The organism is Gemmatimonadota bacterium, from assembly GCA_039715185.1.
Classification (GTDB): Bacteria; Gemmatimonadota; Gemmatimonadetes; order Longimicrobiales; family RSA9; genus DATHRK01.
This window is the reverse complement of record JBDLIA010000003.1, coordinates 22,907-42,682: the sequence shown is the minus strand read 5'-3', so window position 1 is coordinate 42,682 and position 19,776 is coordinate 22,907. Positions and strand designations below refer to the sequence as shown.

Annotated in this window: 13 protein-coding genes; 5 read left to right on the top strand and 8 right to left on the bottom strand. The window is 70.4% G+C overall.

Annotation, left to right across the window (positions count from 1 at the left end; all coding sequences use genetic code 11):
- The first annotated feature begins 107 nt into the window (after positions 1 to 107).
- Complete coding sequence (locus ABFS34_01115; GenBank protein ID MEN8374029.1) at positions 108 to 1,028, top strand: proline dehydrogenase family protein; 921 nt, start codon at positions 108 to 110, stop codon at positions 1,026 to 1,028.
- A 13-nt stretch (positions 1,029 to 1,041) separates the two neighbouring features.
- On the opposite strand, the gene ABFS34_01110 is transcribed toward ABFS34_01115, so the two are convergent.
- The 3 genes from ABFS34_01110 to ABFS34_01100 are packed head-to-tail and all read right to left on the bottom strand — an operon-like array spanning position 1,042 to position 3,045.
- Entirely contained in the window at positions 1,042 to 1,539 is a 498-nt protein-coding gene (locus tag ABFS34_01110) for a DinB family protein (GenBank protein ID MEN8374028.1), read from the bottom strand.
- A complete protein-coding gene (locus tag ABFS34_01105; GenBank protein ID MEN8374027.1) occupies positions 1,526 to 2,686 on the bottom strand; it encodes a CoA transferase in 1,161 nt (386 codons plus the stop codon). Before ABFS34_01105 ends, ABFS34_01110 begins: the two co-directional genes overlap by 14 nt.
- Complete coding sequence (locus ABFS34_01100; protein ID MEN8374026.1) at positions 2,686 to 3,045, bottom strand: ArsC/Spx/MgsR family protein; 360 nt, start codon at positions 3,043 to 3,045, stop codon at positions 2,686 to 2,688. Before ABFS34_01100 ends, ABFS34_01105 begins: the two co-directional genes overlap by 1 nt.
- Before the next feature lie 228 nt (positions 3,046 to 3,273).
- On the opposite strand from ABFS34_01100, the gene ABFS34_01095 reads away from it, so the two are divergent.
- The 4 genes from ABFS34_01095 (at position 3,274) to ABFS34_01080 (ending at position 6,547) form a co-directional block, all read left to right on the top strand.
- Positions 3,274 to 3,804 carry a hypothetical protein gene (locus tag ABFS34_01095; GenBank protein MEN8374025.1) on the top strand — a complete coding sequence of 177 codons (531 nt, stop codon included), beginning with the start codon at positions 3,274 to 3,276 and terminating at the stop codon, positions 3,802 to 3,804.
- 46 nt (positions 3,805 to 3,850) lie between these two features.
- Positions 3,851 to 4,639 carry a hypothetical protein gene (locus ABFS34_01090; protein MEN8374024.1) on the top strand — a complete coding sequence of 263 codons (789 nt, stop codon included), beginning with the start codon at positions 3,851 to 3,853 and terminating at the stop codon, positions 4,637 to 4,639.
- A gap of 109 nt (positions 4,640 to 4,748) precedes the next feature.
- Positions 4,749 to 5,123, top strand: coding sequence for a hypothetical protein (locus ABFS34_01085; protein MEN8374023.1), 375 nt, complete (start codon positions 4,749 to 4,751; stop codon positions 5,121 to 5,123).
- 188 nt (positions 5,124 to 5,311) lie between these two features.
- Positions 5,312 to 6,547, top strand: a complete 1,236-nt coding sequence (locus tag ABFS34_01080) for a DEAD/DEAH box helicase (protein ID MEN8374022.1) — start codon at positions 5,312 to 5,314, stop codon at positions 6,545 to 6,547.
- A gap of 3 nt (positions 6,548 to 6,550) precedes the next feature.
- Here the strand turns inward: ABFS34_01080 and ABFS34_01075 are convergent, their stop codons facing one another.
- The 5 genes from ABFS34_01075 to ABFS34_01055 form a co-directional block, all read right to left on the bottom strand.
- A complete protein-coding gene (locus ABFS34_01075; protein ID MEN8374021.1) occupies positions 6,551 to 11,590 on the bottom strand; it encodes an NAD-glutamate dehydrogenase in 5,040 nt (1,679 codons plus the stop codon).
- Between the two features lie 140 nt (positions 11,591 to 11,730).
- Positions 11,731 to 12,558, bottom strand: coding sequence for an alpha/beta hydrolase (locus ABFS34_01070; protein MEN8374020.1), 828 nt, complete (start codon positions 12,556 to 12,558; stop codon positions 11,731 to 11,733).
- The gene (locus ABFS34_01065; GenBank protein ID MEN8374019.1) at positions 12,555 to 13,193 is read right to left on the bottom strand and encodes a CYTH domain-containing protein; all 639 of its coding nucleotides are present in this window, start codon (positions 13,191 to 13,193) and stop codon (positions 12,555 to 12,557) included. The genes ABFS34_01070 and ABFS34_01065 overlap by 4 nt, the downstream gene beginning before the upstream one ends.
- Before the next feature lie 14 nt (positions 13,194 to 13,207).
- Positions 13,208 to 16,750 (bottom strand): UvrD-helicase domain-containing protein, encoded by a 3,543-nt coding sequence (locus ABFS34_01060; GenBank protein MEN8374018.1) that lies wholly within the window; start codon positions 16,748 to 16,750, stop codon positions 13,208 to 13,210.
- Positions 16,747 to 19,749 carry a PD-(D/E)XK nuclease family protein gene (locus ABFS34_01055; protein ID MEN8374017.1) on the bottom strand — a complete coding sequence of 1,001 codons (3,003 nt, stop codon included), beginning with the start codon at positions 19,747 to 19,749 and terminating at the stop codon, positions 16,747 to 16,749. The genes ABFS34_01060 and ABFS34_01055 overlap by 4 nt, the downstream gene beginning before the upstream one ends.
- Positions 19,750 to 19,776: the final 27 nt, after the last annotated feature.

Below are 19,776 nucleotides of genomic sequence, written 5' to 3'. Positions count from 1 at the left end.
TGAGCGGCCTGGGACCCCGTACGATAGAGTAGCGCCTCTGGCGCTCACGCGCCGTCGTGGTGCCGGTCATTGAACCGCCGTCGTGGAGCTCGCCCGAGATGAATCCAATGAGGACGGCCCTACTGTGGGGCTCGCGCAACCAGTGGCTCGGCAAGTCCCTTCCCAGACTGCAATTCACCCGTCGCGCGGTGCAGCGGTTCATGCCCGGAGAATCGCTGGAGGAGGCGCTCTCGGCGGCTCATGAGCTGGCGGCCGGCGCCATGGGGGCGACGCTGACCCAGCTGGGAGAGAACGTCACGAGCGAGGAAGAAGCGGCGGCGGTGGAGCGGCACTACGTGACCGTTTTCGATCGATTGAGCGCCACGGCCCTGGACGCCGAGGTCTCGATCAAGCCGACGCAGCTCGGCATGGACGTGCGCCCGGGACTGGCCGAGGCCGCGGCGCTGAGGCTCGCCCGCAGGTCGGCGGCGGCGGGCAAGGTGCTGTGGATAGACATGGAGGGGAGCGAATACACGGACGCGACGATCGCGCTCTACCGAGAGCTGCGCGAGGACACGCCCTGGGTGGGCCTGTGCCTGCAGGCCAACATGCGCCGGACTCCGGCGGATCTGGAGGCCCTGCTTCCGCTGCGCCCGCACATCCGCCTGGTGAAGGGCGCCTACCTGGAACCGCACGACGTAGCGTTCGCGCGCAAGGCGGAGGTGGACGGCGCTTACGCGGTGCTGGCCACGCGTCTGCTGGAGCACCTGGTCGCCACCGGCGCCGAGCAGCGCCTGGCCATCGCCACGCACGACCTGCAGCTGGCGCGCAGAATCCGGGATGCCGCCGCCGAGAGAAGGGTCATCGACACGTGCGAGTTTCAGATGCTCTACGGCATCGCCCCCGATGCGCAGCGTCGTCTGGCGCGGAGCGGGTTACGTGTGCGCGTGCTGATCAGCTACGGAGAGGCCTGGTTCGCGTGGTACATGCGTCGCCTGGCCGAGCGGCCTGCCAACGTGGCGTTCATGCTGCGTTCTATGGTGTCGTAGCCGGCGCGGGGCTTCACAGGCTGCGCGCCTTCACCTCTTCGGAAGTGAGCCCGTACATGGGCGGCGTGGACACCCCCAGCACGCCAAGCATCATATAGATCTGGCCGCGGTGGTGTGCCTCGTGCTCCACCATGGAGCGCAGCCATTTCCAGGTCCTCAGCCTGACGCCGCCCGGGGTTTCGCAACGCGCCTCCAGCTCCTCGCGCGTGAGCGATGCGAAGATCTCGAGCGCCTCGGCGTGCATGCGTGCCATGAATGCCCACACCTCGTCGACCCCATCGGCGAGTCCCCGGCCGTGACCCGGATAGCGGCTCTGCCGACCCTTGACGTTTTCGGCGAACATCCAGCGCTCGATCGCGCCGAGGTGGCGCGCAAGATCGCCGAACGAGAAGCGTCCGTCCGCCAGCCGCCACTCCAGCTCGTCGGCGGGAACCAGAGCCAGGACGCGCTCCGTGCGCCCGCGCACCTTGCGCCAGTAGTCCAGGAACGTATCCAGATCATTGATCTCCATCGGCACCCTCGTCTTTCTGCTCGCCGTCGCCGGGCGGCGCCCAGGCGGCTCCCGCTCGCGCGGCGTCCGTGTGCTCGCCCAGAGCCGGGACGTCGCCGGCCTCGGACGCCCTGTCGCCGTTCCACGTGAGCGGCGGCAGCACGCGGTCCCCGACCAGCGCCCTCGACGCCACGGTCTGAGGGTCCTCGCACACCTCACTCATGTCGAGCACCGGCGCGCACGGGATGCCCTCCTCGCGCAACACCCCCATGAGGTCAGCCGTGGAGAGCGCGGCCGTCTTCCTGGATACTATGCGGCGCACCTCTTCGCGCGCGGCCACGCGATCCGGATTCGTGGCGAAGCGCGGGTCGGCGGCAACCGACTCCAGCCCCAGGGCCGTACACAGCCGCCCGAAGAGGCGGTCGCTGGCCGGGGCGATGACGATGCGGCCGTCGGCGGTGGGGAATTCCCCGTAGGGCGCGATCAACGGGAACGTGTTGCCCTGCGGCCCCGGCACCTTCCCGTCGGCGAGAAAGCCGGCGATGTAGTAGGCGCTGTAGGCCAGCCCTGCCTCGAACAGGGCGGCGCGTAGGTGCGTACCCCGGCCCGTCCGCTCGCGCTGGCGCAGAGCCGCCAGAATGCCGATGACAGTCCACAGCGCCGTCGCGGTGTCCACGATGGACGCCCCGGAGCGCACGGGCGCTCCCGGGTGACCCGTGACCGACACGAGCCCCGCGTGCGCCTGCATCAGAGCGTCGAATCCCGGCTCGCTTCCCAGCGGGCCCCTCTCTCCGTAGGCGGAGATTGACGCGTAGATCAACCGCGGGTGCGCCGCGCACACTACCTCGGCACCCAGCCCCAGACGGTCCATGACCCCAGGCCTGAAGGACTCCACCAGGATGTCGGCGTCCTCCAGCATGGTCCGCGCGACGGTCAGGTCGTCGGCTCGCTTGAGATCCAGCGTTACGCTCCGCTTGCCGTGGTTCACCGCCCGGAAGATCGCGGCGTCCCCGCCGCTGAACGGCGGCCCCCACGCGCGCGCGGAGTCGCCATCGGTCGGCTCCACCTTGACGACTTCGGCGCCCAGTTCGGCCAGAATCTGGGTGCACGTGGGCCCGGCCAGATTCTGCGTGAAATCCAGCACGCGAGTCCCGTCGAGGAATCCCATCAGGAACCGCCCTCCTCGGCCACCCAGGTCTTGAAGGCCTCCGGGTCGTGGCCGATCGAGAGTCGCTGCCGCCAGCGCACCAATGGCGTGCGCAGCAGGCGCGGCTCCTCCTCCGCCCGTTCCAGCACCCGCTCGGCGCTGAGATGCGCCGCGCGCAGGCCGAGCTCCTCGTAGCGCGCCGAGCCCCGGTCGATGACCGCCTCGGCACCGTAGCGCTCGGCGAAGCGTCTCAGTTCCCTGCGCGAAGGCGGCTTGCGGTCGATGTCCACGAAGTGCGTCCGGATCCTCCGCTCCGAGAAGAAGCGGAGAACCTTGCGCGAGTCGGCGCCCTTCTTCCGCCCGAAGATCTGAACGTCCACGGCTCTCCTCTCGCCCGGCGTCAGTAACGTCGGCGATGACCCGGCCCGGTGGCTCGGCACCCACGCGCGAGTCTACCCATTGCCTCCGCGGTGTGCCAAACCAGCCGCACGCCCGCGGGCCAGCAGGCCGCTTCGCAACAGCGCCCGGGTAGCGGACTTTCGGCGTCGGGTGTGCCACGCCGATATTGTTACTCGGCCTGGCGTCCCTCTCCTCGCAGGAGGTCCGGCATGATCAAGCCTTCCCGCGCCGCCGCCCTCATCCTCCCGGCGCTTGCGTTCGGCTCTTGCGCCGACGGTCCGCTTGCCCCGGAAGCCTTGGCCCCCGAGGACCCTTCGTTCGCAAGCCACGGGGACGCGCCCCTAGTCGATTTGAGAGCCAGCAGTGGGGTCGATCCCATCGAAATGCAGGTCAACGGCACCACCGTCCTCGGGTCCTTTTCCGCCAGGTTGATCGCCCGCCCCGGCGTGCAGACCGGCGTCGTCGTCACCGAGTGGGACTCGGGCGCACCCAAATCGAATACGGTCGAGATCGAGTTGGTGGCGCTGGACCTCGTTTCGATCGATCCCGTTCCCATCATCGAGTTCGTTGGGAAGGGCCGGCTGCGAGACGGCGCCACCGGGCGCCTGGTTGAGTTCGAGGTCAGCGGGACCGCCCAGCAATCCGCGACCGAGCCGGATTGCGTGCTCTTCGATTTCATCGGCGGTGGCCTGTACGACGCCCAAGTGGAGCTGCCTGGCCGACTGGAGGTGCGGCGGTAGCGACGACGCTCGGAAATCGGGGGACCTCGGTGGTCCGACCCGCGGTATGAATATATGGGTTCTCACGGACCCGGACCCCGAGTACCGGAAGGAGAGGCCCATGTCGGCCGCCCGCTCGCGCCTTCGCTTTGGCGCACTCATTGGAGCGACGGCAACCGCCGTCGCGCTCGCCCTGAGCCTAACCGCACCGGAGGCGCTCACCGCCCAGCGCGGCTCCGCCTTTCGAGGGGGAATAGGAGCGCTGTACGGAGCGCCCGTGGGGGAGTTCGGGGACTTCGTCGAGCGGGGCTACGGGTTGGGCTTGTACGGCGTTCTGCCGCTGGATCCCGCCGGGATCATTGGCCTGCGGGCGGACGGCGGCTTCCTGATCTACGGGCACGAGCGCCAGCGCGACTGCATCAGCGTTACCATCGGCTGCCGGATCACAGTGGACGTCAACACGACCAACAGTATCGCTCTGGCGGGGCTCGGGCCCGAGCTGTCGCTTCCGGCGGGCCCGATCCGGCCTTACGTGAACGGACGAGCCGGGTTCGCCTACATCGCGACGACCTCTTCGGTCCAGGGCACGCGCTCAGACGTGGACTTCGCCAGCACGACCAACCTGGACGATTTCGTCTTCTCTTGGGGCGCCGGCGGCGGCCTCGCGATCCAGCTTTCGGCCGGCCGGAGGCCGATCGCGCTGGACCTGGGCGTCACCTGGCTCGACAACGGTAGGGCGCTGTACCTACGGGAGGGCGACATCGTCGACCTGCCGAACGGCGACATCGAGCTGAACCCGGTGCGCAGCGATACGGACCTGGTGGTGTTCAGGCTGGGCGTGGCGATCGGCGGCTGACGCGCGCGGAAGCGACCAACTGAAACCCGAGGCGCGCCCGCTCGTATGGTAGGTGCAGAAAGAGCGTCCCCGGACGGGGGCGCCATGCACCGATACAGCGAGCACCAACATGGCCTCCGAGAACACGTCCGACCCGCGCAAGGTCCTCATGCGGGATTTCATCATCTTCCAGGTCAAGCTGGTGCTGGACGGCCTCAAGGACATGGCGTTGGTGACGCTCGCTACGGTCGCGGCGGCCATCGACCTGATGCGCGGCCGCCGGTCGGAGCCGCGGCTTTTCTACCAGGTAGTTCGCATGAGCGAGAAGTGGGACCTGTGGCTGAACCTGAACGAGGCCGCCGAGCACGCCGAGGACACCGCCGACGGATTCTTCGGCGCGAGCGCGGCGGGCGCGGATTCGCTACTCGGACAGTTGGAGATGGCGGTGCGCGGCGGGGACGCGCCGCGGTCCCGGAAGGCCACCCGCCAGGCGACCGCGGTCTGATCCGCGCGTCTAAAAGTAGGGACAGCGGGCGTGCCGGCCGAGCCGGGCCGGCGCGCCCCCTTTCATTGAGCCACCACACAGCCTGCGTTATACTTTGCCCGTAAGGGAATGTGCGAATGCGCCTGGGCCGCGTCGTCCCGTATCAGACACGGGGGCAGCGCGGCCGTTTCGTTGGACCGGAAGATCTATTGAGTTTTAGAGACCTGCTCGAAGAAGAGCTGCTCCTGCGCGCGATCGACGATCAGGGGTGGACGGAGCCTACGCCCATCCAGCGATCCACCTACGCCGCGGTCGCGAGCGGGAAGGATGTCGTAGGTGTCGCGCAGACAGGTACGGGCAAGACCGCCGCGTTCCTGCTTCCCGTGCTCGAGCGACAACTCGAGTCGGAAGGTCTGCGCACGCTGGTTTTGTGCCCCACTCGGGAGCTCGCCCAGCAGGTGGCCGACGAGGCCAAGGCCCTCCTCGAGCACACCGACCTGTGGGCCGGACAGGTGTACGGCGGGGTCCCGATCAGGCCGCAGCTCAGGGACCTGCGGGCCGGCTTCGAGGTGCTGGTCGCGACTCCAGGCAGGCTGATCGATCACCTGGAGCGGCGCTCCGTGCGGCTCGACGAGATTCAGACGCTCATCCTGGACGAGGCGGACCGCATGCTCGACATGGGCTTCCGGCCGCAGATCGAGACCATTCTGCGCGCGGTGCCAAAGGAGCGTCAGACGCTGCTCTTCTCGGCCACCATGCCGAACGGAGTGCACGCGTTGGCGCTGAGGCTGTGCAAGGATCCCGAGTGGATCCGGGCCACGCCCGACACGACCGCCGCCGAGACAGTGGAGCAGACCGTCTACTCGGTCCGGCCCGACCGCAAGGTCGAGCTACTGCTGGAGCTGTTGGGTCAGGAAGGCATGGACCAGGTATTGGTGTTCACCCGCACCAAGCGCGGCGCGGACCTCCTCCACCACCGCCTCAAGAGCGCTGGGATCGGCGTCACCGTCACGCACGGCGACCGCGACATGAAGCACCGGACGCGGGCGCTGGAGTCCTTCGCGGGCGGGCGGGTGCGGGTTCTCGTGGCCACCGACGTGGCGCAACGTGGGCTCGACATCGACGGCATCAGCCACGTCGTCAACTACGACGTTCCGCAGGACCCCGAAGACTACGTGCACCGCATCGGCAGGACCGGCCGCGCGGGTGCGGAGGGGGATGCCATCACCTTCGTGACCGCCACCGATCTGGGCCAACTGAAGAGCATCGAGCGCCTGCTCGGATACGGCCTGCCGCTCGTGTCGCTGGAGGGCTTCGATTACGCCGGCGCCCCGGTGGAGAAGCCGGCGCCCGTAGCGCGCAGCCGCTCCGGCCGTGGCTTCGGCTCCCGTGACATCAGCGAGCTCACGCCCGAAGAGCGCGCCAAGCTGTTCCCTACGGGATAATCTTCAGCGCCTTTCGGCCAGGCTGGCGACGCCTCGAATGAGCACCCCGAGGGAGGATAGCCCCACCTCTCCCTCCTCACGTATCTCGGCCAGAACCTCCCGGAACGTATCCAACTCGCGGCTGTGCTTCTCGCGCACACGAGCGAGCGACGCCTCCGTAGTGCCTTTGCCCGGCTCGGGCGAAGCTCCCGCCACGACCTCACCGGTCAGCGCCCTGTGCGCCCGGCTCAGATCATCGGCCAGCCCGTGCGCGATGCGCTGATCCCAACGATTCTCGCCGGCGCTGTCACGCAGGCGCTCGCGCAGCCAGGGCACCTCGAGCATCTCCGACGTCAGGTAGTAGGCACGCGCGGCCCGCAGGGTATCGGAATCCCGCTCCCTTGCGACCCGCAGGATCTCCAGCAGCTGATCCAGGAAGCGCAGCGTAATGAGTCGCCGAGCGAGATCGTGCCGTTCGGTGAGCGCCTGCAGCTCCCGCACCCGCTGCTCGTATATCCTGCGCTCCTCGCCGGCCACGATGTCGGTGAAGTGCTCGCGCAGCAGGGCGAGGCCATCCTGGTGCTCGTCCACGACCATCGATGGGGGAGCGTCCTCCGCGACGTTGGCCAACACCCAGCGCGTGGTCCGGTCCAGCACCCGGCCGAGGCCCGCGAGCCACCTGTACAGGACATCCGTCGGGATCTCGCCCTCCAGGTCGGCCAGCGTCCCACGCAGGGTAAGCGCGCCGCACAACTGCGAGGCGATGATCCAGGCGCGCGCGGCTTGGATGGGGCGCACCCCGGTGTCGCGCGAGGTGCGGTGGATGAACGTGGCACCCATCAAGTCGACGAGGTCGTTCGCCATCTGGCAGGCCACGATCTCTCTGCGCAGGCGATGGCTCGCCAGGGCCTCGTTGCCCGCCACCTCGACCGCCTCCGCCGGGAAGTAGTCCTCCAGGTAGCGAGCGGCGATGCGGTCGTCGGGCAGGCCTGACGCCAGGATGTGGCGTTTGAGCGCGAGCTTGGCATAGGAAAGAAGCACCGCCAGCTCGGGGCGGGTGAGCGTGCCGCCCTCGGCCCGACGCTCCTCGAGCGACTCGGGGCCGGGCAGCCGCTCGGCCGCCCGGTCCAGGATGCCGGCTCGGCCCAGTCCCGTCATCAGCGACGCGAAGTCGTCCAGGCTCGCCCTTACACGTCGCTGATCCAGCGACACCGCCAGGCTCTGCGAGCGGTTGTCGGCGAGCACGAGGGCGGTGACGTCGGGGGTGAGGCGCTCGAGCAGGGCGTTGCGCTCGGGCGTAGCCAGGCGGCCGGCGCGCACGGCTTCACCCAGCAGGATCTTGAGATTGACCTCGCGATCCGACATTTCTACGCCACCGGAGTTGTCCAGGGCGTCGGTGTTGAGCCTCGCCCCCGCCAGCGCCGCCTCGACGCGGGCTCGTTGCGTTAGCCCCAGATTGCCCCCCTCACCGACCACCAACGCCCTCAGGTCGTGGGCGTCGATCCGAACCGGGTCGTTGCTGGGATCCCCCACCTCGGGGTGGGTCTCGGTGCTCGCCTTGACGTAGGTGCCGATGCCCCCGTTCCAGAGCAGGTCCGCCGGCGCAGAGAGCACCGCGCGGACGAGCGCCTCGCCGTCCAGCGTCTCGACGTCGTCCTGCAGCCCGAGGACCCTTCGGGCCTCCGGGGTCAGGTCGACCTCCTTGGCCGCTCGCGGAACGATGAACCCGCCGGCGCTGATCAGGTCCCGATCGTAGTCGTCCCAGGACGACCTCCCGAGCCGCCCGATCCGCTCGCGCTCGGCGTACGACGCCGACGTATCCGGGTCGGGGTCGATGAAGACGTGCCGGTGGTCGAACGCCGCCACGAGCCGGATATGAGGGGACAGCAGCATGCCGTTGCCGAAGACGTCGCCGCTCATGTCGCCGATGCCTACGACCGTAAACGGCTCCGACTGGATGTCTACGCCCATCTCTCGGAAGTGGCGGCGTACGCTCTCCCAGGCACCGCGGGCGGTGATCCCCACCACCTTGTGGTCGTAGCCGTTGGAGCCTCCCGACGCGAAGGCGTCGCCGAGCCAGTAGCCGTATTCCGCGGCGACGGCGTTGGCGATGTCTGAAAACCTCGCGGTGCCCTTGTCGGCGGCCACGACCAGGTAGGGATCCGGGTCGTCCCAGCAGACGACGCCCTCGGGCGACACGACCGCGCCGTCCACCAGGTTGTCGGTGACGTCCAGGAGCCCACGGACGAGCGTCTTGTACTGCTCGCGCCCCTCCTCCAGCGCGGCGGCCGGGTCGGCGGGGAGCTTGCGCGGCACGAAGCCGCCCTTCGAGCCCGCCGGCACGATGACCGCGTTCTTCACCTGCTGGGTGCGCACTAGCCCCATTACCTCGGTGCGGAAGTCATGGGGACGGTCGCTCCAGCGGATGCCGCCGCGCGCCACGGGTGCCCCACGTAGGTGCACGCCCGACATGCGCGCTGAGTGGACCCACATTTCGAACGCCATGGTGCGCTTGGCGATGCCCCCGAGGGACTTGCCGTCGAACTTCAAAGAGACGTAGGGCGCCCCCCCCGACGTGGCGGTCGGCGCGGTGCCTCCGTGCCGGAAGAAGTTGGTTCTCGAGGTCGCGCCGATCAGGACGGCGAGGCGTCGGAGGGCGCGGTCGTCCGCAAGCGAGGACACGCCGTCCAGCGCCGCCGTGAGCCGGCGCGTCAGTCGCGCCGTTTCGGCGCGGCGGCTTTCGAAGTCATCGTGGGCGTCGGGGTCGAAGCGCGCCCGGAACACATCGACCAGCAGCGCTGCGACCTTCCTCTGCGCCAGCAGCGCGTTGATCAGCGAGATGCGGCTCGGCACGGCGCCGATCTGGAAAGCGTACTCGGCGTAGGCCCGGAGCACGTCCACCAGCCGCCAGTGGAGGCCCGCGTCCAGGACCAGCCCGTTGAGGGCGTCGTTCGCGGCGGCGCCCCCCCAGGCCGCCAGCACCGTCTCCGAGAGGAGGCCGCCCCTCTCCACGAGGTCGAGGGGCCTACCGCTGCGATCGGTTACGGAGAACTCGTAGATGTTGGCCTTGCCACCCTCGGGATCCGCCACCTCGAAGGGGCTCATCGCGATCACGCGCAGGCCCGTGTTCTCGAGGATGGGCATGAAGTCGGAAAGGATCAGGCTCCGCTCGCGCAGAACCAGCTTCAGCCGCGTGACGTCCTCTTCGGCCTCCGGCGCCTCCCCATCCAGACCGACTTCCTCGGCCAGGTTGCGCAGGTGGATGCCCACCGAATCCCCGCGCGCCCGCATCTCCTCCAACAGCAGGATGTCCTGCTCGGCCGTCGCCGGGGTGGCCGAGGCCCTGTACTCGGGGCTGAAGGCGTCCGCGTAGCGGTCGGTGAGCTCCTTGGCCTCGGATTTGGAGCACACGGCGGTGAGGCCCTCGTACAGGCGATCCTTCCAGCTCCGAATCAGCCCACGGACCACCCCTTCCAGCGCCACCGCGTCCGCGCTGTCGATGGCCTCGGGGGAGGCCGAGATATAGAAATGCAGCCGCGCCTGATCGCCTCCGCCGAGCGCCAGGTGGTAGTTCAGCACCTCGCCACCGAAGCGCTCGACGAACGCCCGCTCGACCTCCTTGCGGACCTCTCCGCTGAATTTCTCCTTGGGCAGGATGACCATCACGGTGGCGCCCCTGCGCAGCGCGTCGGGTCGGACCGTTACCCGGACCTCGTGCGTGTGATAGAGCGCCAGCACGGCCTGGATCTCTTCGCCGATCTCCGCGGCCGAGGTTAGGAAGAGCTCCTCCTTCGGCAGCGAGTTGAAGATCGTGATGATCTCTTTCCAGTCGTGCGACCCCGCCACCACGCCCGACTCCTCAAGCAGATCGTGCAGCTTCTCACGCAGGATCGGGATGCGCTCGGCGTCCTCCGAGAAAGCCTGCGACGTGAACAGGCCGATGAACCTGTGTTCGCCGCAGACGCGCCCCGCGTCGTCGAGCTTCTTGATGCCGATGTAGTCCATGCGGGCGCGGCGATGGACCGGGGACTCGGCGTTCGTCTTGCTCGTGATCAGCAGCGGCCCGCCGGAGACCCGTTCCCTGAACTCCGGGCTCAGCGTAGACAGACGGACCGGACTGGCGAAGCTCGATCCGGCCTCATCGCGCAGGATACCGAGGCCCGACCCCAGGTGGGCGTGTATCTCGCGATCGCCGTCGGGCAGATCGGTGATGTCGTAGCCCCGGTAACCGAGGAAGACGAACGCTCCGTCGCGCAGCCACCCCAGAAAGGCGAGGATCTCGTCGATCTCGTACTTGCGTTCGGGCCGTACGGCGGCGTGTCCGCTCAGGTAGGCGACGGTGCCGTCGAGCGCCTCCAGCATCGCTGCGAAGTCCGCGGTGGCGCGTACCACGTCCTGCAGGTTGTCCTCGACGGCCGCGCGGATGGACGCGAGGCGCTCCACGTCGTCGATGCGCGGGATTTCGCTATAGACCAGTGACTCGAGCGGCTCTCCATCGCCCGCGGGTCCCAACTCGGTGATGGTGCCGGCTTCATCCCGCACGACCCTGAGCACCGGGTGCAGGAAGCGCTCGATGGCGAAGTCTTCGGCGTGCAGGAACTCCCGGATCGTGTCCACCACGAAGGGGCGCTCCGACAGGTGGGTCCGCAGCACCGTCACCGGAGCGCTCCACCCCTCATCGTCGACGGCCGGGTTGACCGCCTCCACGTCGACCCTGTCCGGCCGCGAGCGCTTCAGATGTCGCCAGCTCCCGAACACCAGATGCGCCACCGTTTCCGGCGTCCGATCCAGGTAGAACTTGTCCGGCGCCTTGGCCAGGAAGAGGCCACAGAAGGTCGCCGCAAACCCGGCCTCGTCTGGGCCCGCCAGTTCGCTTACGAGCGCGCACACCTCGTCCATTGGAGGCACGTCGACCTTCTTGGATTTGCGAGGGGAATGGTTCGGACCCGTGGACACGCCCGCCCGAGCCGACGGTCCGCTGTCGGTCGATCGGGCTGGTTCGGCCACGTCCGACGTCGACGCGCGCTCCGTGGGGGCTTCGGTGCCCCCGGAATCCGTGGTCATGTCGCGGCTAATCGCAGTCGGGCGCTATTCTCGGTTCCCCGGAGCGGGTCCGCAAGGACGAAGCCAGAATGGGCCGCGCACGCACAAGCGCCGGCGCCGTCCGCCGCCGCACGCGGAACCGTCCACCCTCGGGGGTAAACTCACGGCTCTTCCGCGCCCGGGTCGGGTCCACCTGGCTCGGCCGCCTGCAGGTCAACGGCAAACGCGCGCACAGCAGCAGCATACTGCTCCCACGCCGTCTCCGGAATGTCGTTGTGGCCCGCCCGGTCGAACCAGGAATGGCGCTTGGGCTCGCGGGCTGCCTGGAAGAGGGCGGGGCCGTGTCGGAAGGGCACCACGCGGTCGCGCCGGCCGTGGACGATGAGCACGGGAGCGTCGACGCGATCGATCAGCGTCTCGTTGGGGAAGCGATCGAACGGCAGCACGGGCACCTGCGTCACCACCCTGAACGCGGTGGTGAACGCTCCCTCGAGGATCACCCCCGCCACGGGCTCGGCCGCGGCCAACTGCAGCGTGGGGCCGCCGCCCACCGAACGCCCGTACAGCACCACGCGGGTGGGAGGCACCCCCAGCTCGTCGCGCAGATAGGTGTACGCCACGCGCGCGTCCTCGCTGGCGGCGCGTACGCTGGCCGTCCCCTCGCTCAGCCCGTAGCCCCGATAGTCGTAGCCGAACACCTCGAATCCCAGCTCGCGCAGCATTTCCATGCGCGGCCGTATCAGGCCGATGTCCTCGAAGTTGCCGTGGCTGTAAAGGATGGCGTAGCGCGCCCCTTCGAGCGGGAGGTGCAGGCCAACCAGAGCCGAGCCGTCGATGGCCCGCAGCGTGACCATGTCGGGGTCGCGCCGCTCGTAGGTCGACGAAGGCGCCGGCAGGATCATGCGGTCCGAGAAGAAGAAGGCCACCACCAGCGCCACGCCGTAGGCGGCTACGAGCACGAAGGCGGCGGTGCGGATGAACGCGATCATGCGGCGCCCGCTGCGGCCAGAAAGCGGCTCGTCTTGCCCGAGCTCGGCACGGCGTCCACGCCGATCTCGGCCAGGAGTCGCGCCAGCGCAGCCTCGGCCGCCGCCGCTTCCTCGGGCGTGGACTCCGCGGGCAACTCGAGCTCAACCTCGAGATCGGTCCTGTCGCCGGGCAGCTCGGTCCGGTCGAGCTCCAGGCACGCCGTGCCCAGACCGGGCAACAACGCTCGCACCCGCGTCCGGCGGTTGCGGAAGCTGCCGAGCGGTTCGATGCCACCGGGCGCGAGACCAGCCGCGCTGGCGACCAGAGGCGCGTCGCCGGTCAGCGCCGCGAGCGGCGACGTCTCGCCCGCCAGCATCGCGGCGGCGGCCTGCGCGTCCACCCGCGCCTCGATTTCCTCACGACTCCTGGCCGCCCCCGCGCGCACGGTAGGTCCCTTCAGCGTCACCGACCAGCGGCCGTCCTCATCGCGCAGGCGCAGCGCCAGGCCGGCGCCGCGCAGGCTCAGCTCCGGTGTGTCGAACAGGTAGTTCGTCTGCCACACGACGCCCAGAACCTCGCCCCCGGCGGAGGCGATCAACTCCTCGGCGGCCCGTTCGTCGGGCAAGCGTAATTTGACCTCGATTTCGCGCGCCATGGCCCACTAGGGGACTAGAAGAGCGACAACTGTCCGTCGGAGTCCCGCGGCGGCACGTCCTCGCCCGAGACCTCCCGCGCCGGGGCGGCCCTCTCCGCCTGCGGCGGTGTAGGCCGGATGTCCGATCCGGCCTCCCGCGCCGGCGCGAACGCGGGCGCGAGCGCGGCCGGCGCGACCCCGAACGGCGTGTCCGCTCCGGGCCCGCGCCCCACGCCCGGGCACATCCCCACCAGTCGATACCCGCAAAACACGCACTCGGCCGGATCGTCGGCCAGCCGCGGCTCGCCGCCCGATGCTATCGCCGCGCGGGTTGCCGTACACCTTTCGGCCGCCTCGGTGGCGTCCAGGGCCTCTTCTCGCACCGCCACGCCCGGTGCGCTGAAAACGAACGTGAAGGCGTCCACGGGCTCGCCCGAAAGCGCCGCGGTGGCGTCCACGTAGACGTCCCTCTGGGGCCTGTAGTGCGCCACCGCCGCTCCCGCCTCGGGCGCGGTGAGGCGATTGGTCTTGACGTCGAGGAGCCGCCAGCCGGCTGCGTCTCCGCCGGGTGGCGCGGCGAGGTCGATGGCACCCTGGGTCGAGCGGCCGTCCGCGTGCACCCGCAGGAACGGCAACTCGCGGCGCGCCCCCGGCGCCTCCCGCAGTTCCGCGTACCCCGGCTCGCTCAGGACGCGGTCCACCTCTCCCCGCAACTCGGCGCGGTAGACCGCCCCGCGGTCCGTTTCGGGCGGCGGCGCGTGCTCGTCCCAGCGGCCGATCGCCGCCTCGATCACGTCCGCGAGCTCCTCGGGGTCACGGTAGCGCTCCAGCACTTCGTGGACGATGCGACCGCGCACGACGCCGCGGATCAGCGCGTCGTCGCCGGCGTGCAGCTCGATGTCGGGCTCGGGCACCTGCAGCACGTACTTGAACCAGTGCCGCTTCTGGCACCGCTCCCGCGCGAGCAGTTGGGTCGCCGAGAAGCGCAGCGGGCCGGCCGGCGTCCTCAGCGCGGGCGGCGGCTCCGCGAGCACCTCCGCGGGGGAAGGAACGAGTGGGTCGGGCGGCGGCAGCTCGGCGGTGGCGGTCGTCGCTCCAGCCTCCGCTTCGACGTCGGCGTCCGCCACAACGGCCACCCGCGCGGACCATTCCGCGCCGGCTCTGTCCCGGTACGCCAGCGTCTCGCCCGCCGCGCCGGGGCCTCCCTTCAGCGCATCGCCGAGCGGCTCGAAGGCCTCTGTGAGCTCTCGGGCGAAGGTGCCGCTGCGGGGGCGCTGGCCGAGCGGGATGCCGGTCAGTATCAGGCGATCCCGGGCGCGCGTCTGCGCCACGTACCACTGGCGCTTGGCCTCCGCCCGCGCCTCCGCGTGCAGGCGGTGGGCGGCGTCCTGGAACGGCTGCGGACGCTCGTCGGAAGGCACGTCGGGATCGCCGATGAAGAGGCCGTCCCCAACTCGCAGAAACTGATCCCGGTCCGACGGGGGAGGGCGCGCGATGTCCGCCCAGAACACAACGCTCCACTCGAGGCCCTTGGCGCCGTGGACGGTGCTGATCGTGAGGACATCGTCGTCTGCGGCGTACAGGCGGGCCGGGGGCTGGCGAGCCACGCCGTCGCGGTCGCGCTGCCTCCGCTCGGCCACGTCGGCCAGGAAGTCGCCCACGCTCCGGTCCGACGCGGCGCGCGCGAGCGCCAGGAACCGTCGCACGTTGGCAACCGCCTGCATGCCCGCCGAGCCCGCCAGGGCCAGGTGCGCCAGGTAACCCGTTCGATCCAGCAGGTCCTCGAGCAAGTCGGTCGTCGGCACCCGGTCGCGCAGCTCGTCCAGGTCCTTGAGCAGACGCACGCCGGACGCGAGCCGAGTTGCTTCCTCGGCCGTGGGGGCCAGTGCGGCCAGCGTACCCAGCCCACCCGACTCGTCGACGGACGAGGCGACCGACTCGGTGAGCGGGGCGAGCGCCCTCCAGTACGGCCGGCCCGCGTGGCGGGCGATGCGCAGCAGGGTGTCGTCGCGCACGCCGACGAACGGGCTGCGCAAAAATCCGAACAGCGCGCGGTCATCGCGTGGAGTGCGCACGGCCTGGAGCGCCAGGATCATGTCGACCACTTCGCGCCGCTCCAGCAGGCCCTCGCCGCGCACCGAGTAGACGGGTACGCCGGCCTCCTTGAGCGCCTCTTCGTATGCCGCGAGATCGGTCCAGGTCGACAGCAGGATCGCCATGTCGCGCCACCTTGTGCCCGCGTCGTGCTCGGCTCGGGCTCGGCGCGCGATCCACCTGGCCTCGGCCCGGCGAGCGGTAGCGCCCGGAAGGGGCTTCCCATCCTCCCCCGCGGGCAGCAGCAGCACTTCCACGGCGGGCTCGCCGGCGATCGCCCTGGTCGCGGAGAGCGGCAGGTAGCGAATCTCGAAGTCGGCGTGCGCCTCACCGTCGACCGGCTCGTCGAGCTGCTCCCCCGAGGTCGCGTCCACCCACCCCAGAATCTCCGGCGTGCTGCGAAAGCTTTCGTCCAGCGGCACGACGGTGCCCCGCCCGGAGCGGAAATCGCGCTCGACGCGGGTCCACACGCTCACGTCCGCTCCACGGAACCGGTAGATGCTCTGCTTGGGGTCTCCGACGAGGAACAGCCGCGTGACGTTGTCCGGCGCTCGGGACGGTACGGCGGAAGGCGGCAAAGGGACCGGCAACCCCACCCCACTCGAGTCGAATCCGCCCTGACCCACCGTCTCGATGGCGGCCAGGTCCAGCCCGCCCAGCCGGTAGGCGATGTCCTTCTGCACGGGGTCCACGTCCTGGAACTCGTCGATGATGAGCACGCGGATGCGGCGCCTGAGGGTGCGCAGGGCACGCGGATCGTCCCGGAGCAGGTTGCGGGTCCAGGCTATCATGCGGTCGAAGTCGACCGTGCCGGCCTCGTCCAGCTCCCGCTCCAGCGTCTCGCCTGCGGTCGCGGCGAGGCCCACCAGCGCGCGCGCGTCCGGGTCCAGGTCCCGGGCCCGTCGCAACCTTGCCAGCACGTCCGAATCGCTCAGCAGCTCTGCGATCCAGCGCTCCACCTCGCGCACCGATCTGCGGGCCAGGAGGTCGGCGACGTCCGGAGCGGCCGAGCCGGCCGCGTCGACCAGGGCTTCGCGCGCGGTGCTCCTGATGAGCGCCGCGGCCTCGCCCTCATCCAGGACCCGAAGCGACGGGTCGCGTCCCGTACGCAGCGCGAACTCGCGCAGTACGTCGCCGCAGAAGCGGTGGATGGTGCCCACGCGAGCCCCGTCCACTCGGCGCGCCAGATCCGCCCGGCCGTGCGCCCGCAGGGCCTCGCGCAGGCCACTCTTCAGATCCGCGGCCGCCTGGTTGGTGAACGTGATCGCGGCGATCTCGTGCAGGTCCAGGGGCCGGTCGGTGCGCGCCGGGCCGTCCGGTGTCTGGACCTCCACGCCCAGCAGGTACAGCAGCGCCGTCACCACGGTGTAGGTCTTTCCGGTGCCCGCGCCCGCGGTCACGAGCACGTGGCCGTCCAGCGCACGCACGGCGTTCCACTGCGCGCGCCGCGCCGGCTGCCTGGGCCCGGATCCGCCGGCGCTCATCGCTTCGGGCCTCCCGGCACGCGGCAGATGTCCCAGCCCTGGCAATAGGGAGGGCACCCGCAGGAGGGGGCCGGGCGCGCCGGGAAGCGCCCCGCCCGCACCTCGGCGGCCTGCCGCGCGGCGGCCTCCAACGCCCGCTCCCGCCGGCTCGCCTGAGCCGGGTCTCGAACCAGCTCTTCGTCGCCTTTGGCGACGGTCACGAGCGGCAATTGGTGCTTCACGTTGCGGTTGCTGATGGTGCGGTACTCCAAGCGCGCGATCTCTTGTCCCGGTCGAAGCTGCTCCAGCGCAGCCGCGTACAGGGGGATCTGCAGCACGACGCCGTCGTCCCAGCCTTGGCGCTTGCCGCGCGCGGGCACGGACCAGTCGCTGGACTTGTAGTCGACCGCGGCCAGGAACGTGTGGACGTCCCGCACGCGCGGATCGGTGCCCACCTCCACGCGGTCGATCTTGCCGCGAATCCGCAGGGAGCCGGATCCGGCGGCGACCTCCAGGTCCTCGAAGGCCAGCTCGTGCTCCACGACACCGGTCCGGAGTTGGGGATACTTGGTGTACGCGCGCTTGTTTTCCCCCTGGGCGGCCAACTCCGCCTCCCACTCCAGGTAGCGCACGAGCGCGCGCTCCAGCTCGGTGGTCTTCGCGTCCCTCAGGGCGGGTGGAACGGCGCGCAGCGCGGCGGCGTCCCGGGGCGTGGCCTCCTCGATGGCCCGTCGCAGCGCCTCGCCCACCGCCGGCCGCGCCCAGTCCAGGTCGGCTGGCATCAGACGGAAGGGCGCGTCGACCCTCTCTCGGGCGCGATCGTAGAAGCGGTGGAGCGCGTCGTGAAACAGGTTTCCGCGCGCGATCGGCTCCAGGTCCGCATCGGGATCCTCGCGCTTCTCCAGCCGCAGGAGGCGGGCGCTGTACCAGGCCCATGGACACTTGGCCATCCCCTCCAGGGACGTGGGACTCCACACGTAGGAGTCCCCGTACTGGCTCGTCAGCCAGGCGACGAGCTCGGGATCCTCGACGAGCCCGTTCCACGGCCCCGGCCGTCCCGCGGCTCGCTCTTCCTCCATGCGCGCGGCGTACTCGGCCTGGCGCGCGCCGGCGGCCCCTTCAAACAGCGGGACTCCGGGTGTGAGCACGCGGCGGGTGGGGATCGCCTCCACCGGAAACGACCCGGCGACGGACTCCAGATCCTCCAGGAAGCCGGACGCGATAGTACCTTCGCCGCGGTCGTCGACGCGCGACCACGAGAGCGTCAGCGACTGGGCCGCGGCCCCCACCACGACGCCGAACAGGTCGCGCTCGCGGCGCTCCCAATGGGTCCGCGTGCGCAGCGGCAGGCCCGCCGCGCGCAGCCGCTCGCGGTCCCCTTCCTCCAGCAGTGGCGACGCGGGTGCCAAAAGCGGCCAGCGACCGCTCTCCATGCCGACGACGAAGACGTGGGCGAAGCGCCGGTAGGCCGCCGCGGGCGCCTCGAGCACGCGGACGCCGGTGCGGACCGTGGTCCAGATCGCCGCGTCGCCCTTGAGCATGGATCTGAGAAAGCGAGCGAACGAGGTCACGTCCAGGAGAGCGTCGTCGCTGCCCCAGGAGTCCTCGCCCGCTCGGAGCTCGTCGACGATGCGGCGCATCCCTTCCCAGCCGGCGACGTCCCACCGCGCCAGTTCCTCGCGTCCACCGGGAAGCCGATACAGCAGCCGCGACACCCCCCAGGTGTCAGCGTCGAGCGCTGCGCCCAGCCATTCGAGCCACTCGCCGCGCGTGCGTGGACGGTCGAGTAGGCGAGCGCTCTCCGCGAACGACTCGAACCCGTGCAGCGTCCGGCGCACCCACTCCGCGGGCGGCAGTCGCGAGGGACGCCGGGTACCGTCGCCCTCTTCGGTGGACTCCCGCTCGCTCAGCTCCGCCTGCTCCAGCAGCCGGCGAATCGCCGAACTCCAGGCGGACAGGCCGGCCACGCGCCGGTGAAAGCCGATGTGGTTGATGACCACGGCGTCCAGCCCGGAGCCGACGTAGGGCTGCTCGGCGAGTTCGGCCAGGCCGTGTCGGGTCCAGCCCTGGGCGGCAGCCGAGAACAACGACAGCACCGCGCGCACCACCGGAATCTGCTCCAGTCGACGGCGTCGCCGGGCGGTGGCCGGCACGCCGACGCTGTCCAGCGCGCGCAGTGCCAGGTCGGTATAGGGGCGGCCGCTGCGAGCTACCACGCATACCTCGGCGGGCGGCACCCCCGCGTCCAGGAGGGCGCGCACGCGCGCGGCGACCTCTTCGGTTTCGCGGTCGGCGCCGTGCGCGGAGAAGGCCACGAGGCGCGGAAACGTCTCGCGGGCGGGAGCGTCCGTGGGCGCGGCGTCGGGCCCCAGCAGCCTGGCGCACAGGGCGTTCGCGAGCGGCGCCGAAACCACATGGATATCCTCTCGCGGTAGGTCCAGCCGGACCGCGCTTTGTACCTCCACGCGCTCCACTCGGGGCACCATCGGCAACGCGGAGAGAAGCCGCGGCCAGCCACCCGCCAGGTCCTGCAAGCCCACCAGGCGGACGCGGGTACGCCCGTTCAGGGCGGCGGCGCAGGCGGCGGGATCGGACACCATCTGGCGGGCCGCGTCGGCGACCGTGTCGCGGCCGTCGCGACGGCCCTCGGCCTCCAGCGCCTCCGTGTAGAACCGGTAGGCGCTCGTCAGCGCGCGATCTCGCTCGCGCTGAAACCCGTCCCGCGCCGCGCCCGGTCCTAGCCCCGCTTCCAGCTCCGACGGCGTGACGCCCTCGGCCGCCAGCTCTCCGAAAAGACGATCGGCGGCGTCCACGAAGGCGTCAGGCCGGCGCAACGCGGCGAAGAAGGCGCCGGCCTCGGCGAGCGCCCGCTCGACGAGCACGAGCCGCTCGAACGAGCCGCACGGCCGGCGATCGGACTGGCCCAGCCGGTCACCGACTTCGTGGAAGAGCGCAACGCCCGGGTCCCACCAACCCGGGTGGCCCTCCCGGGCAGCGCGCGCGACGAGGTCATCGCGCAAGCCCCCCTGCCGAAGCAGGAACAGGGT